Origin of the sequence: Clostridium sp. (genome assembly GCF_050717515.1) — a bacterium.
In the GTDB taxonomy this organism is placed as follows: Bacteria; Bacillota; Clostridia; order Clostridiales; family Clostridiaceae; genus Clostridium_AD.
Window position 1 is genome coordinate 148,499 of the sequence record NZ_JBOITL010000039.1, and the last position, 15,661, is coordinate 164,159.

Here is a 15,661-nt window from a genome sequence, read left to right on the forward strand (position 1 = left end):
TTAAAATTGAATATAATTCAATTTTTTTTAGCAAGCTCAGGCAAATCTTCGCAAGTACCCCTGGGGTGTAAATTTTGGAAATTCATAAAATAATCACTATAGCAACTTAAAATCTAAGTTACTATAGTGATTAATTTTTTAGTTATGCACAACCTTCTGGTGGTCTTTGGTAGCAAAGCTAGCTTTCATTGTAATCTTTAGTTATTTTGTTGTGAATTCTCTCCATTCAACTGGTGAGTAATTATATTTATCATCTTTCAATACTATATAAACATTGTATTTTGTTTTTGGTGTTAATCCAGTTATAGGTATAGCTAATAATTCATCTTTTATAAGAGTCTTTTCATCTCTTGATATAACTAAATTATTATCTAAATTTCCATAATTTAATAATAGTTTTTCATCTGGCACCTCAGAATCTGCCGGTAACACTACATAGTAGGCGGTGGCAGCTTCTTTTGCTTGAATATTTAAATTGGCTAAACTTCCAACCACATCCACATCCACGTTGGGGTACTTCCATTCAAACCTTGGAGCATCTACATCCAAGTCAGATGTTAATATGCTTGTAACTCCCCCTAATGAATTTAAAAAATATAAAAATTTGCTTTTTAAACTCTTAAAAGTAGCTGTTATATTCTTCTGACTCTCCTTTTTAGTATCTAGTGTATTGTTTATAATTTTATTCGCACTAGGTAGGTAAGAAATTAAACTGTTCATTTTGGTCAAGGTATCTTTATTTGTAATAATACTTGTATCCGTACTTGCCAATTTCTCATTTACTTCATAAACCAAGTTAATTAGTTCATCAGTCTTCAACATAATATTAACATAATATGCCGGTGAAACATTGCCTGCATTATCTACTACTACAATAGTATAATTTGGTTCTATACTATCTAAAGCAGCTTCTAAGCCCGTTGTATCTATTTTATAGGAAGTTTTATTTTGTACCTTAATAACTTTTCCATTTCCAGCTTTCACTGAATTCTCAAGTTGTTTTATGGTAATTATACTATCATAATCCTTTACAATAAATACTCTTGCCTCTTCAGATTCACCTGGCATATTTGGATTTTCTGAAGTTTTAACTATAATTGATTCTCCTACTTTTACAACTATATTTGATAAAAGAGCTAATGTGGAGCTTTGGTTATCCACTATAATGCTGTCATTTGTATCTCTTAAAGACGCTCCTCCTTCTGAGGAAGCTCCCACACCATTAACTATAAATAACTTGTACTTTTTATCTATATAGCTTAACCCATCCTCCATGCCCAAAGGAGCTTTAATAATTTTACTAAATCCATCTCCAACTAATTTTGTAACATCTTTATTTTGTAGTGCCAGAGCTTTAAATGGATCATAGGGATTACTCCCGCTAGGATCATTCCACGTACTTAACCCTATCCATTCTTTCTTATCCTTATCTTCCCATTTCCACCCTTTTACTTGCGGAAGATTTTCTAGGGGTATAAGCCATGCAGTTTCCCCTAGAGCAGGTGCAGTGGTTAATGTAATTTCAGTTCCTGCCTTTACCCTTTGTTCAAGCATAATTGGTTTTTTAGGTAATATTTCTTCTTTAATAGTTACTATAGAAGGAGTATCACTAGATACCTTTCCATACACTTTTGGAACTCTTCCATAAGTATCAGGAGTTCCAAGGCCCGAATACTCAGTCGCTATATACACATCATAATTCCCGGCTTTGATCAAAGTTTTTTTACTATCTAATTTACGAAGTTCCAATTTTTCACCAATTAATTTATTATACAATTGTGTTCCGTCCCAAGCATTAGCACTCATTCCATTTAAATTGTCCATTGCTCCAAAATTCTTCATATCTAATACTACTTTAGAAGGCACAATATAAATATATTGATCTAAAGGGCTATTCTTAACTGAAGGTGTCCAATTGCTAATTGTAAAATCTCTTACATCTACCCCTAAATTGGCATTATCATTATCTTTAGCCGCATTATCTTTTATAAGGGGTGCTTCTACTTGTTTGACCTCCGTTGGTGCACTTTCCGCTCTTCCCAATCTAGTTATAGTAATCCATATGCTTTTTCCATATGCATCTAAATCTAACTTTTGGGTTAATGCGATTTTATCTCTAGTTACCTTAGCTTCTCCTAATTTATATTTACATGATTCATCACTATATATTCTTACTAGTTCTCCCTCTTGTATTTTCCTAGAATCATAGCTGATGCCTGTTTCAATGCCTATTACCTCAACTGAATCATTTTTACCATTATTATTATAAATGGATATCTTATTAGTATCGTTTAGCATTTCTGAAGGCAATACTAAATCTAAAGTTATAGTTTTGTTATACCCAATTGCACTACCCTTATAAGTCCTAATTCCATCTTTTACTGTAACCTTTTCCGTATCCCAAATTACCACAAGCTGCTTCATAATATTGTCACCCATTATAGCAGCTACTTTTTCTGGCAGATATTTCTTCTCAATAAATTTAATATCTTCATTAACATCACTAAAGTCTACAACTAATTTTAAGCTATCCATATTCAAAACATTTTCTGTTGTGTTTTTTCCACCAATTTCTTCTGGCTTTACATCTATACTACCATTGAGGGCAACTCTAAAAAGTTTTCCTTTAGTTGTGTTGTAATATATATATCCTGCAACAATATTAATATATCCTACTGAATCCTCCGTGAGCTTAATTTTTTCTCCACTTCCATCAGTTTTAACCTTGTATAATTTGCTACCATCATCATAATTACTATAATAAAGCCAGTCATCAAGTACATTTATATGGAATCCTTTGTTTATTTCTGATGCCTTACCCTTAATTTCTACTACACCACCAGTACCATCTTTTTTAACCTTGCTTATAGTTCCATTCCCTGAACAATAATAAACCCAATCTCCAAATACTTGCAGGCTAGTTGCATATTCATCACTTAGTTTACCTCTATAAGTTCCTTCTTTGTTTATTACATAAGGCTTATGTCCATCAGCATGATTAATATAATAAATCCAATCTCCATCAATGTTAATATAAGCAACCTCACCCACTTGTGAATTACTGCTGTTATTATCAGCTATAACTTTACTACCATGATTAAGTACAGCATCAGAACCATTTTTTTTAACCTTATACAGCATGCCTCCATCTGAATGGTTACTATAATAAATATCATCTCCAGATAAAGTTATATAAGCTGCTTTATCATCAACTACAAGCTGCTTTTGGGAACCATCTAATTTAGATTTATATAATCTACCTCCATCAGTGTAATTACTATAATAAACATAATCTTGGGATACATTTATATATTGTGCTTTATCTTCACCTATTTTTTTATTGTACACCCCATCAAATGCCATTTTATAAAGAGCTTCCTTATCCCCTGGATTTGAATAATAAATATATCCCTCTGAGTCCAATGCAGCTATACCATTATTAACAATATTTCCTCCCGTATTACCTGCTCCATAGTCATCAAAGGTATATAAGGAACATTTGTTTACCAAGTTATACTGAATATTGAAATATCCTTTTGCAAGGATTGTTTTGTCACTAGCCAATATGGATATTTCTTCTGTTATTTCACTAGAAGTATAAGCTATAATTTCCCCTAAATTTTTAATGGCACTACTATGCTTTAACTTAAAATACTTTGCCCCGGTTATCCCAATTAAATTAGTTGGGGTAACACTAATTAGCTTAACATCGCTTCTTACTACGATTTGTAAATCTATACTTGGAGATTGTAATTTATACTCCTGAGTATTTATATTCCATACATATATATGATTTTTTCCTTGTGGATCGATATAAGTCATCTTATCATATTTTCTCGTTACATTATTTCCATCTAAAAAACCGTATTTAAGTATACTTGAAAGCTTCTCATAATTTACATCATAGGTAAAATAAACATCATAATCCTTATTTAAAATAATCTCATTAACTTCTTTGGAATGGGTTAATAAATAATCAGCGCAGTAGGCCTTGTCTGCAATTATAACTAGTCCATTTTCTCCTGGTAATCCAGCGTATATATTTTTTATGTAAAAATCCATAATAGTTGGCTTTAAGGTCTCATGGCCGTCTTTTGTTTTTACATTTGTAATTTCGATTCTATAACCCTTACCTTTTGTGTAATTGGTATAAGGCTTAATTGTAAAAGACTTATAATTGCTGTAATCCACTATTATATTAATCGATATAGGTATGTTTGTAGCCTTATCATAAACTTTAACGTTATTGTAATTTATAGTGGTTAAATCTACCTCTTTATTAAAGTTAATCTTCCATACTTTATCAGGCATTACATTAAATTTATTAATAATGGTCTTATTATCATTTGTTATTCCTCTAGCCATACTTGAAACACAAAAGACACTTACCATAAGTACAAATATCAATGCACTAATGGTGCTTATAAATTTATTCTTTACATACATAGTTCGCTCATCTCCCTAATATTTTACAATATTATTAATTATTGTTTAATTAAATCATTCTTCTATTAATACTTCGTTTAAAGATCTAATAACTTTAATGAAAGGTGCCTGTCACTTGGGTGAAAAAGGGAACCCAAAGGGCATCAAATTGATGAAAACTACTTAACTATATGCTTCACACCGAAAAAACCACAAATATATACCTTCATATATTTTGTGGTTCCCTAGTTACCCCCGAGATTCTCTTGTATTTTAAGTCCCTGTTGAACCCCAAATAAGCATCAGTAACTATTACTTTAGCTACTGATGCTTATTTAAATATTATTCTATATTTCATTTTTCTTCCCTCTCCGCCTATTACTCTAACTTTGCTTGCTAATTTACTTTTTTAAAATATCACTTAGCATCATACACATTATTTTATAGCCTTTAGTTTTGCAATATCTGACCAATTGTTTGCTGTGATAATTTCTACACTACTCATGTCTTTTCTTATACTCTTAACTTCACCTTTAATTTCGAAAGCTTCATGTTTCAAGTTTTCTTGCTCCGCTGAAATAACATCAGTTTTATGCTCCAAAGCTCTTAATATTTGAGTATGTTCTTCCTGTGTGGTTTTAATTGATATAATATCACCTTGTATTGATATTATATCGCCTTGTATTGATTTAATATCACCCTGCATTGATTTCATGTCACCTTGCATTGATTTCATGTCACCTTGCATTGATTTCATGTCACCTTGCATTGATTTCATGTCACCTTGCATTTCCTTTAGAATATCTAATATTTCCTTATCCATAAATTCACCACCTAAATCTTTTTATTTTATTATATCATATCACAACTGTGGTTGAAATATAATTTTTTTCTAAAAATAGTATCTGCCATAACCTTTATGCTATCTACTACCTTTCCATCTTCTATAGCCTTTAACATTTTAGTTTGTTTTTCTGCATATATTTTTTGAGTTTCCTCCATAGCCTTTTTGATATTTTTTTAACTTCTGTAGCTCTTTGTTTAGACTTATTTGCATTATTACTTCCTTCCATGGATTTGGACGAAAGCTCATTTATATTTTTATCTGTTTTTCAAGCATTAGACTTTAAATTGTAAATTATTTGAATACTAGCTTGATGACATTGCCACTTGGGTGCTTGAGAAGGCTACCTGAGCTTGCTATATTTATTTGCATTATTTTACAAGTGCCTGTCACCCTAGTGAACACTGCTATCAATAAAATCTTTATATCTTTTTCTTTGGTTACTCTTCGAAAAATAGGATAAAATTTTATTTGAAGTTATTAACTCCTCTTTCTTATCTCCAATATACATCCCATAACTGCTCCACTTATAATCTTCTGGCTTTTCAACCATTTGTGCTCTTTTAGGATTTAAGTGTATATACCTACTTACCTCTAATACATATTCATCTTTCTATATTATTTCAGCATTATATCTTGATTGAAACAAATGACCTATAAAATTATATTTCTTATTAAAATTCTTTGCATAAAAATTATTAATTCTACCAATATAAAAATTTATAGGCTTTTCCTTTGCTTCTATTTGTATGTGTACATGATTTGTCATCAAACAGTAACTTATAATTCTATAACAATCTTTGTAATAACTTAGTGCCTCTTCCATACATTTTAAATAAAATTCAAAATCAATTTCTTCTTTGAATATATCATTTCTACGGTTACCTCTAGCTGTTACATGATACATAGCTCCAGGATACCATTCTAGCTTTTTTCTTCCCATTTCAAGATTCTCCTGTCAATTTTTATTATCTATATTATTGACAGGCTTTACTATTTTAATACTTTTATTTTTACATTCTTTTACAAGTGCCTGTCACCCTAGTGAGGAGGTTAATACTGCATGTAATATTGTGAGAATGGTGAACTTATTATGGACAAGTTCCCAGGCTGGCTTTGCTATTGCCAAAAGTTAATCTAAGATAACAATTATGCTAGATTAACTAAAAAACACTTCATATATTCTTCAGAAATTAAAGAATATATGAAATATTTATTCTTATTATCGCAATCGCAAAATTTAATTGTAACTTTAAAATAAATGAATACTATTCATTTATAAGAGATATTATATTTTTAACCTGCTTTTTTCGGCAGTTTCCCTGGGGTACTTGCGAAGGCTTGCCTGAGCTTGCTAAAATCAAACCAAACCAAACCCTTGTAACCCAATAAAAGGATTTGATTTGATTTTAAATGGAAGCCATTCACGGAATCTCTGAGGGGTCGTTTGTGAGCGAAGCGAGCTTGCTATCATTTTTATTTTACATACTCTGACACAAACCACCAGATAGCAGGTAGCATTGCGAAGGAATACATAAACATTTACTTCCTTCTTGCTATAAAATAAATCCAACTACAAGATATAATAATGCTGATACAGCAGCAGCTACTGTTGCATATGGCACTTGGGTCTTAACGTGGTCTATGTGATCAGATCCCGAACCAAGAGATGCAAGTATCGTTGTATCTGATAGTGGTGAACAGTGATCTCCATAACATCCCCCACCCATTACTGCTGCAATCGTTGCATATACAAGTGTTGTATCAGCTACTCCGCCTGCCAATTGTAATGCCATCGGTATTGCTATTGGTGTCATTATTGCGTATGTTCCCCATGATGTACCTGTGAAGAAGGCTATAAATCCACATACTAAGAATGTAAACACTAAAAGTAAAGTAGGAGTCATCCAAGCTTGTGTCAAATTAATTACAAATTGAGCCGTACCTAACTCTTTGCTTATTGTGTTAAGTCCATACGCTAATGATAATATAAGCATAGCGGACATAACACCTTTAATACCATTTGCAGCTGTTTCCATAAGTTCTGTGATTGTACCCATTTTCTGTATAAGCATTACTACAAATTGAAATGCTACCGCACACATAAAACCTTCTAATGTCTTTGCTGTTCCAATTGCTATATAAGTTCCTAATGTTACTGTAATTATTATTATCGCTGGTGCAAAGAAGTTTATGATTAAGTTAGGTTTTATGCCTTCATTTGGCTTAATATCAGTTAACTCTTTACCAAGTAAAGGTTTTGCTTTATCCCACATAACCTTTCCTGTTTCCATTGTTCTTTTCTCTGCAGCTTTCATAGGTCCAAAGTCAGGTATTATTTTCATAGCTATTAACCCAACCATAAGTGTTGCTGTAATACCATAAAAATTATATGGCACCATTTTTATAACTGCATTCATTGCAAGGTTCTTATCTGTAAAAGCTCCAGTTGCAACAAGTAATCCTGCCATATATACACCCCAGGATGAAAAAGGGATAAGTGTGCAAACAGGCGCAGAGGTTGAGTCGCATATGTAAGCTAGCTTTTCTCTTGATACTCTTGCTTTATCTGTGATATTCCTCATAACTGTTCCAACATATAAGGGACTGAAATAATCACTAAAGAATATAAATATTCCAAGAAGCCAAGCTATTATTTGAGCACCTTTTGCATTTATGTTTCTTTTACTTATTGCTTTTGTAAAAGCATCGATTGCTCCTGACTTTTGAAAGAATGCCACCATGATACCTACAAAAACTTCAATACTTAGTACCCAAATAAAGTCAGCAGTTCCTAGTGCCTTTTGTAGCAATCCAGAAAATCCGAATAGGACATTTTGTCCAGTAATAAGTATCCCAACTAGTACACCCATCAGAAGTGAGAATATTGCTTCCCTTGTAATAAATGCTAGTACTAATGCTACAAGAGCAGGTAATAGTGATAAAACTCCAAAATTTGCTGCGGAATCCATAATATTTCCCCCTTTTTATTAAAAAGTTCTTTTAGTGAATTTAATGTTTTTTTACAAATTCTAATCTCACCCTCTTTCCTCTTAACTTGCTCGTATACTTAAATGTTCCATTAAGTTCTTCCATAGCTTCTCTAAACCATATTACATCACTAGTGTTTCCAGGGAGTCGCCTAGACGATCATCGTTAAGATTGCTTGGATTTATGCCCTGTCCCAAAAGGATTTCACACTCCAACTGTGAAAATGTGTTTTCTACATGAACAAGCGGAGTTCTACCCATCAAAACATTTATAATCATTGCCTTTATTAAAACACCAATACTTATTTTTACTCTTGGATCTAGTGGCCCAACAAATTGGTCTATAAACTCTGGACTATTAAGTACATCACACATTGCAGAAATTACTGGTTTCATTCCTAAATTGTTTACTTCAATATATTCTGATGCTACCATTTCTTCATAATCAATATCTTCATTATTACTTGACATTATACTCACCTCGCTATAGAATTCTATGTGAGTATGTATATTCGACATAATTAATAAAATCATTTTTGTATTTATTGCCCTTTTAATGAATTTATTGTAAAAGTAATTTGTTAAAAGGGTTTTTATATAGCCACTGATGCTCATTCTAATTTTTTTCCGCCTTTTGTTCTTCTGCTATCGCTATCTATAGCACTAACCTGTGCTGCTAACTTGTCTAGCCTATGATTCAAATTTCTTAGTTGTTGTGGAGTAACGGCGACTTGCTTACCTTGTTCCGCTATCTCTCTCATTTGAAGCAGCTTCGCCTCTATGATGCCCAACATATTTTGTCTATACTGCACCCACTCTAACTGTTGCTGCAATTCTTGTTTTAGCTCTTCTTTCTCATCCATTATTACTATGCCCAAGCATCCAAATTTTGTCCTACACTAGTGTCTACCGCAACATTCTTCATCATATCTGTCATCTGAGTCATATTTTCTTTCCCTGTATCCATAGCTATTTTCATTACTGCTATACCTGCATCTTGTTGTACTCTTGCTTGGCTCATTACCATTGACAAAGATCCTATGTCCATATGATTACCTCCTATTTACTATTTTTTTCAAGTAAGAATTACCTTACCGCTATTCCAATCTTCCCAAATCTTTCAGTTATATCTTGAAAAACATCATCCTCAATTTCATCATAAAAATGCTTATCTTTTTCTCCCCAATAAACTTCAACCTTTAAATGATTTATTTGTGGTCTAAGGGTAATTAAATTTTTTACATTTTTTCTTTTCCGAGCATTCTCTAACAATTCAAATACAAAAATATTCCCCCCATTTTCTTTGTCATTTCTCCAAACTCCATTATAGCAATAATTTAAGCTACATAGTTTGGTATCAAGTTCCCACAAATTTAGCTTTACACCATCTGATAAGTAATTATATTTTTCATCGGATACAAAACTTTCTTTATTTTCCATGTGATATCATCCTTCCTATAGTAAAAAGAACCAGAGTTTTCACCCTGATTTCTAAATTTCACACCCCTGAAGTGCTTTTACGGATCAACGTTACATCTTGCTATAATTAAGGTCGCACCCGCATCAACTATTCCATCTTTGATGAATTTCTAATTTCCTTATATTATCTGGCTGACACTACCCCTTTCCAATAAATATATGAACAAAGTGAATACGTTTATTGGTTGCTAGCGAGGGATTTAATCCCGAGCTTGCTATGATGTCCAAGACTCGCTATGAGTGGTTTGCTAAACCTTTCTCAGCGCGGTTCCCACCCGCTATATGATACGCCCTTATCTTGGCGCTCTGTCTGTCACCCTAGTGCTAATTTTAATTTGAAAACAGTGTGTTTTTTAGTTTTGTTATTTCCTCTTCACTTAATTTAGAATATTTTTTAATCTTCTCAATTGATTCACCATCTAATAGCATTTCTGTTGCTATTCCTATTCTTTCTTCAAACTTTCCTTCTTCTCTTCCCTCTTCCTTGTAGTGCAACTTTCTAATCTCGTCTATACTCAATTTAAATGCACCTCCATTTTCCTTTTTATATTCTTCATATCTCTTTTCTAACTCCGGATTTTCAATTAAAAATAAGTATTCTAAAAAATCTACTAATGCTTTTATTTGATCAATATTTTTAACTTTATCATAACTTTTTAATTCCTCTGCTAATTTTATTTTTGCCTTTAATATATCTAAATCATGTGCTCCAGTTTCTAATAAAGCCTTTGCCATTTTAAAAACTAATTTCAACGGGTTATTGTCATTAATTTTTTCAAGCTTTATTTTTTCTACGTCAATAGTTTTAAAATTATATATTAGTATATCACTCTTTATCTCAGGTAATTTATATACATATTTTTTATCTTTTCCTCGCTGGCCTTTATACGTATATATTGCTGCAGCCACGATTTCTGACGCATCCTTATTTTTATACCTGAATTTGTCCCATATTCTATAAAAGTATCTGAACATTCTTTCTGCAAAAACTTCATATCCACTGCTATAGCTTTGTACTTCTACATGTATAAATAAGATCTTGCTTCCTTTATCTTTTAATCTTACCTTTATTATTTTATCTGATATTACCTTTTCACTACTATCTTTATCAAATATATCTTTCTGTATTTCTAGTAGTTCCTTATCTAAGGATTCTGCTTCTAATTTCCAATCTATTTTATTAAATATCTCTGGAAAAAGTAATTCTACGACTTCTATTTCAAAAGCTTCTAATATGGACTTCCAAGCTGCATCAAAATCATGTTTTTTCGTCAAAGTTTATTCACTTCCTTGTAATTCTGTAATTCATTATTAGTTTTATTATATCACATTGATTTTTCCTTTACACTACTTTAAGCTATTAAAATAATATCATGAAACTATCCCCCACGACAAAAAACCTACTGAAATATATTTGTATATCTCCGCAGTTTACAGCCTTCAAATTTCCTTATATTAAGTAGCTTAGCCTCTATTATGTCCAGCATCTTCTGTCTATACTTCACCAATTGTAGCTCCCGCTCCAATTCTTTCTGTAGTTCTTCCCTTTCATTCATCAGTTCTCTATGGCTTAGTATCCAAGTTTTGTCCTACATTAGGGTCTACTGCAACGTTCTTCATCATTTCTGTTATCTGAGTAGCAGTTTCCATTGCCATCTTCATTACTGCGATGCCAACTGATTCTTGTACTCTTGATTGACTCTGAGCTTGCTATATTCATTTGCATTATTTTACAAGTGCCTGTCACCCTAGTGAGGAGGTTTGCCGACGAACTTGCTTAGCTTCCTTTCCTGTATCCATTGCAATTTTCATCACTGCTACACTAGCTGATTGTTGTGCTCTTGATTGACTCATTATCATTGATAGTGCTCCTATGTCCACTTGATTACCTCCTATTTACTTATTTCCAAAATTTACACCCCTGGGGTGCTTGCGAGGGCTTGCCTGAGCTTATTGCGCATTTCCTTGCCACTTAGTCATAAGATTTAATACACTTTTCTGCATTTCATCAGCTTGCTTTAGCATTGATTGTGCTGCTTCTTGTATTATACTGCTTTTAGTCATTTGCATTACTTCTTTTGCCATGTTTGCATCATTTATTCTAGAATCTGCACTTGTTAAATTATAGCCATAGTCACCTACATTGCTATATATGTGTTCTAATGCATTTTGGTATGAACCAAATTTACCGCGCTGTGTTGAAACTATTTCTATAGCTTTATCAACTTTTTCAAGTGAATTTTCAGCTTCTTCAATAGAAATAACTGTTACATCATCTATTCCTAAATTCTTTGTTCTGGCATCAAAAAGCTGAATTTGAAATTTTTCACCTGAATTTGCGCCCACTTGAAGTTCTAGTGTGGGCATTTCATCCTCTTGTTGTGTATGCATGCTAGCAGGTATTGAATTTTTAATTTCTTGGACTAAATCATTTTTTAATTTATCAGAAATATCTGCTGCTCCAGTTGGGTGATATATCTTCCCACCAGTATAATCTGTTATTTCATTAAAATCATCATCTGGAAAAATTCCTCCCATGGCAAAAAAGTATGTCTGAATATCATCACTGTCAAATCCCGTAGAAACATTTAAACCTTCAACAGCACTTTTAGCATTTGATTCTGTTGAACTACCAGCTTCATTTTTAGTATCTGTAAATACAATAAAAACTTTTTTAGAATCTTGTCTATATGATAATTTGTTACCAATTACACCTCCTGGAACAGAATTCTCTATTATTTCATAAGGTTTTGTACCATCAGTAGCACTTAACCCATTTAGTTCATTTGCTATTTGATTAGGATCGCTTTCAAAGTTTTTTATATCATATGGATTCCCAACACATAAATTCACTATAGCAACTTTAGTATCTGCAACACCATTTAAGCTTGAAACAAAATCCCCTATCCCACTTTTCACTGTATTGATATTAGTTGTCATACTTGCTGAATTATCCACCATAAACACTATATCCAATTTAGAGCTAGAAATTGGTTGTATTGCTTTATCGTTATTAATAGGTGGTGATAAAACATTTATTGTATTAAATTCAGTATCATTAGCTATATCATTAATGGAAGCTTTTACACTTTCAAGTTCATTTTGAATTTTCATTCTATCTGCTCCATTTAAAGTTCCATTTAATGCCTGTATAATAAGATCCCTCATTCTTAAAAGATTAGGGTTTTGTATAGAACCAAGTCCCGCTTCCGCTGTTTGAATAAGAGAAACACCATCTTGAATATTCCTACCTGCCTGTTCAAGTCCTCTAATTTGTGCCTTCATTTTTTGATCTATAGCCGATCCAGCTGCATCATCAGCAGCACTATTTATTCTAATCCCTGAGGAAAGCTTTTCCATAGCATCAGATTTCACTTTTCCTGCAGTATTAAATTTATTATAAGCAGTTAGTGCATTTATATTATGATTTATTATCAAAAGAAACACTCCTATCAAAAACATATAAAATTAATTAAGTAACATTTAACTATCGGTTATTTTTACCATAACTTAACTTAGTATAGACTATTATCTAATTTCTTTTTTTTAAATGCTTTAGACTTATAAAACCCGAGTAAAATATAGTATTAGTTCCTACCACAAAATGAGCAACAGTAGCTATTTATATAGCCACTGTTGCTCATTCTAATTTTTTCCCGCCTTTTGTTCTTTTGCTATCGCTATCTATTGCACTAACCTGTGCTGCTAACTTATCTAGCCTGTGATTCAAATTTCTTAGTTGCTCTGGAGTAATGATAGCTTGCTTACCTTGCTCCGCTATCTCTCTCATTTGTAACAGCTTTACTTCTTTGAGGTTAAGCATCTTCTGTTTCTCCTGTGCCCACTTTATTTCCTGTTGTAACTGTTTATGTAGTTCATCTTTCTTGTCCATCTGTTTATCAGCAATTACATCTAATTTCTGTCCGATATTAGGATTTATTGCATCATTATGTTTCTTTTCTATCATTGGATTATTATTTTTTTCCCCTGTATCTATATTCGTCTTCAATACTACATTGTCAGCACGTTCTTTAACCATTGATAGTGCTGCCACATCCATGTGATTACCCCCTATTTATCATTTTACCAAGCCAAAGCTATCCTAATTGAATGAGCCTATTTATCTTGTTTTTCTATTTTTATAGCCATTGATACTCATTCAACTATTCCTTCATTTTCTGTTTTTCTACTTTCTTCATCTAATGCATTTATCTGTGTTGCTAAATCATTTAGCTTACAATTTAGAACTTCAATCTCTACTTCACTAAAATTCTCATCTTTAGCCTGCTTCGCTATTTCTCTCATTTGCAGTAGTTTTACCTCCATGATGCCTAGCATATTATGTCTATACTTTACCCTATTCAATTCCATCTTTAGTTCTTCTTTTTCACCCATACCTATGCCCTAGTATCCAAGTTTTGTCCTACATTAGAGTCTACTGCAACATTCTTTATCATTTCCGTCATCTGAATAGCATTTTCTTTACCTGTATTCATTGCTATCTTCATTACCGCTATACTAGCTGATTGTTGTACTCTTGATTGACTCATTATCATTGAAAGTGCTCCTATATCCATTTCATTCCCTCCTTGTATCTTATTTTTTTCAAAAATAGTCAGCGAAGATTCTCGCTCTTTATGAAAACCTATTAATATTGCTTAATTCTTTATTAAAATAGACATATATGCCATAGTATCATATCCATTTTCTTTAAAAAGCTTAAATGTATTATCAAAAAATGTTTTATTATGTTCTATAGCCCTTGAAAAAGAATATATAACTCTGACAACTGAAGCTTCATCTAGTTTTTTATTATAAGCAGCCACACCAATCAAGAGCATTTTAATAAGTGAATAATTTACAACTAGCTTCATATAGTCATCAAAAACTCCATCCTTAGAAATTATAGGAAACATTTCTCTAAATGAATTATTTACAAGAAGGTTTTCAAAAATATATTCGTGTTCCCTCACAAAAGGCTCATAATAGTTTACATATGCCTCTTTATAGTTTTCTCCTACCTCTTCTACTTTAGCTTCAGCAGTATATTCTATTCCTTTTAAAAATTCATTAACACAGTCTATATACGGCTTACTGTTTTGACAAAATCCTATTGAAAACCTTTGGTCATTAAATTCTTTCATAAGTTCCATCTGTATTGTTAAATTTATAGGAATGTCTCCAAGAGATTTTTTCAAACTTTCATTTTCAATAATGTTATTGTATTCTTCAATAAGTTCAGGTATTTCATGCACTCTATTATTATTAAGATATTCTTGCACTTTTTTCATGCATATACCTAGAATAATCAATCTATCCGTTAGTGAGTATTTTCTATTTTGAATAAGAGATATACTAAACATCCTAAGTAACCAAAAATGCTTCTTTACATTATTAGAATTCTGAATATTATCAGTGTCTATACTGTGGGCAATATCATGTTGTGCCTCTTTTAATTCTTCAATTTCGTCAAACTCCATAACTTTAGAATTTAACAAAACTAATCTTGCAGCTTCCGGACAGGAAAGCGTTAATGATTTTTCATATACTCCATTAACTACATTTGTGACTCTTGGGTACGTTATACACACCTTGGATAGAAATTCAGCTCCTAGTTTTTTTTGAATACCACATAATTTATCTTCGTCAAAAAAGGGGCAACAGCCGTTGTCATACATCTTTATTTTTGCATAATTCTCAGTAGAAGGATTAGAGCGGTTTCTAGTTACACTTTTATTAAGTAAAGGCTTTAGCACTTTATTTGAAACCCTTCTGTACTTTTTATAAGTGTTCTCATCGATAGGCACCTTCCAACCATAACAGCAGTTATCTTCGCAAATAGGACCTATACACTGAAAATATTTCATATATTGTGGTGTCAGTAATGTTCTTTTTTCCATAAAAAGCACCTTCCTCTGATTGT

The 15,661-nt window shown here is 32.1% G+C and carries 15 protein-coding genes and 2 pseudogenes; all 17 read right to left on the reverse strand.

Annotation, left to right across the window (positions count from 1 at the left end; translation table 11 throughout):
- Positions 1 to 201: 201 nt before the first annotated feature.
- On the reverse strand, positions 202 to 4,446 hold the full coding sequence (locus ACREV6_RS22815; protein WP_431580340.1) for a DUF5050 domain-containing protein: 4,245 nt from the start codon (positions 4,444 to 4,446) through the stop codon (positions 202 to 204).
- 415 nt (positions 4,447 to 4,861) lie between these two features.
- Complete coding sequence (locus ACREV6_RS22820; protein ID WP_431580341.1) at positions 4,862 to 5,248, reverse strand: hypothetical protein; 387 nt, start codon at positions 5,246 to 5,248, stop codon at positions 4,862 to 4,864.
- Between the two features lie 74 nt (positions 5,249 to 5,322).
- Positions 5,323 to 5,525: pseudogene (locus ACREV6_RS22825) on the reverse strand (methyl-accepting chemotaxis protein); the annotation flags it as partial.
- A gap of 138 nt (positions 5,526 to 5,663) precedes the next feature.
- Complete coding sequence (locus tag ACREV6_RS22830) at positions 5,664 to 5,822, reverse strand: hypothetical protein (RefSeq protein ID WP_431580342.1); 159 nt, start codon at positions 5,820 to 5,822, stop codon at positions 5,664 to 5,666.
- 60 nt (positions 5,823 to 5,882) lie between these two features.
- Positions 5,883 to 6,212, reverse strand: coding sequence for a transposase (locus ACREV6_RS22835; RefSeq protein ID WP_431580343.1), 330 nt, complete (start codon positions 6,210 to 6,212; stop codon positions 5,883 to 5,885).
- 613 nt (positions 6,213 to 6,825) lie between these two features.
- Positions 6,826 to 8,241 carry a Na+/H+ antiporter NhaC family protein gene (locus tag ACREV6_RS22840; RefSeq protein ID WP_431580344.1) on the reverse strand — a complete coding sequence of 472 codons (1,416 nt, stop codon included), beginning with the start codon at positions 8,239 to 8,241 and terminating at the stop codon, positions 6,826 to 6,828.
- A 141-nt stretch (positions 8,242 to 8,382) separates the two neighbouring features.
- Positions 8,383 to 8,730: a DUF4277 domain-containing protein gene (locus tag ACREV6_RS22845; RefSeq protein ID WP_431580345.1), complete on the reverse strand. Its 348-nt coding sequence runs from the start codon at positions 8,728 to 8,730 to the stop codon at positions 8,383 to 8,385.
- A 140-nt stretch (positions 8,731 to 8,870) separates the two neighbouring features.
- Positions 8,871 to 9,137 carry a hypothetical protein gene (locus ACREV6_RS22850; protein WP_431580346.1) on the reverse strand — a complete coding sequence of 89 codons (267 nt, stop codon included), beginning with the start codon at positions 9,135 to 9,137 and terminating at the stop codon, positions 8,871 to 8,873.
- The gene (locus tag ACREV6_RS22855) at positions 9,128 to 9,307 is read right to left on the reverse strand and encodes a YjfB family protein (RefSeq protein ID WP_431580347.1); all 180 of its coding nucleotides are present in this window, start codon (positions 9,305 to 9,307) and stop codon (positions 9,128 to 9,130) included. Before ACREV6_RS22855 ends, ACREV6_RS22850 begins: the two co-directional genes overlap by 10 nt.
- Before the next feature lie 38 nt (positions 9,308 to 9,345).
- Entirely contained in the window at positions 9,346 to 9,699 is a 354-nt protein-coding gene (locus ACREV6_RS22860; protein ID WP_431580348.1) for a hypothetical protein, read from the reverse strand.
- A 369-nt stretch (positions 9,700 to 10,068) separates the two neighbouring features.
- Complete coding sequence (locus ACREV6_RS22865) at positions 10,069 to 11,013, reverse strand: Rpn family recombination-promoting nuclease/putative transposase (RefSeq protein ID WP_431580349.1); 945 nt, start codon at positions 11,011 to 11,013, stop codon at positions 10,069 to 10,071.
- A gap of 288 nt (positions 11,014 to 11,301) precedes the next feature.
- A pseudogene (locus ACREV6_RS22870) lies at positions 11,302 to 11,619 on the reverse strand (YjfB family protein).
- Between the two features lie 69 nt (positions 11,620 to 11,688).
- Positions 11,689 to 13,176: a flagellin N-terminal helical domain-containing protein gene (locus tag ACREV6_RS22875; protein WP_431580350.1), complete on the reverse strand. Its 1,488-nt coding sequence runs from the start codon at positions 13,174 to 13,176 to the stop codon at positions 11,689 to 11,691.
- Positions 13,177 to 13,378: 202 nt separating this feature from the next.
- Positions 13,379 to 13,798: a hypothetical protein gene (locus ACREV6_RS22880; RefSeq protein WP_431580351.1), complete on the reverse strand. Its 420-nt coding sequence runs from the start codon at positions 13,796 to 13,798 to the stop codon at positions 13,379 to 13,381.
- A gap of 95 nt (positions 13,799 to 13,893) precedes the next feature.
- Positions 13,894 to 14,133, reverse strand: a complete 240-nt coding sequence (locus ACREV6_RS22885) for a hypothetical protein (RefSeq protein WP_431580352.1) — start codon at positions 14,131 to 14,133, stop codon at positions 13,894 to 13,896.
- A 2-nt stretch (positions 14,134 to 14,135) separates the two neighbouring features.
- On the reverse strand, positions 14,136 to 14,315 hold the full coding sequence (locus tag ACREV6_RS22890; protein WP_431580353.1) for a YjfB family protein: 180 nt from the start codon (positions 14,313 to 14,315) through the stop codon (positions 14,136 to 14,138).
- Positions 14,316 to 14,396: 81 nt separating this feature from the next.
- Entirely contained in the window at positions 14,397 to 15,638 is a 1,242-nt protein-coding gene (fliB, locus tag ACREV6_RS22895; protein ID WP_431580354.1) for a flagellin lysine-N-methylase, read from the reverse strand.
- Positions 15,639 to 15,661 lie beyond the last annotated feature (23 nt).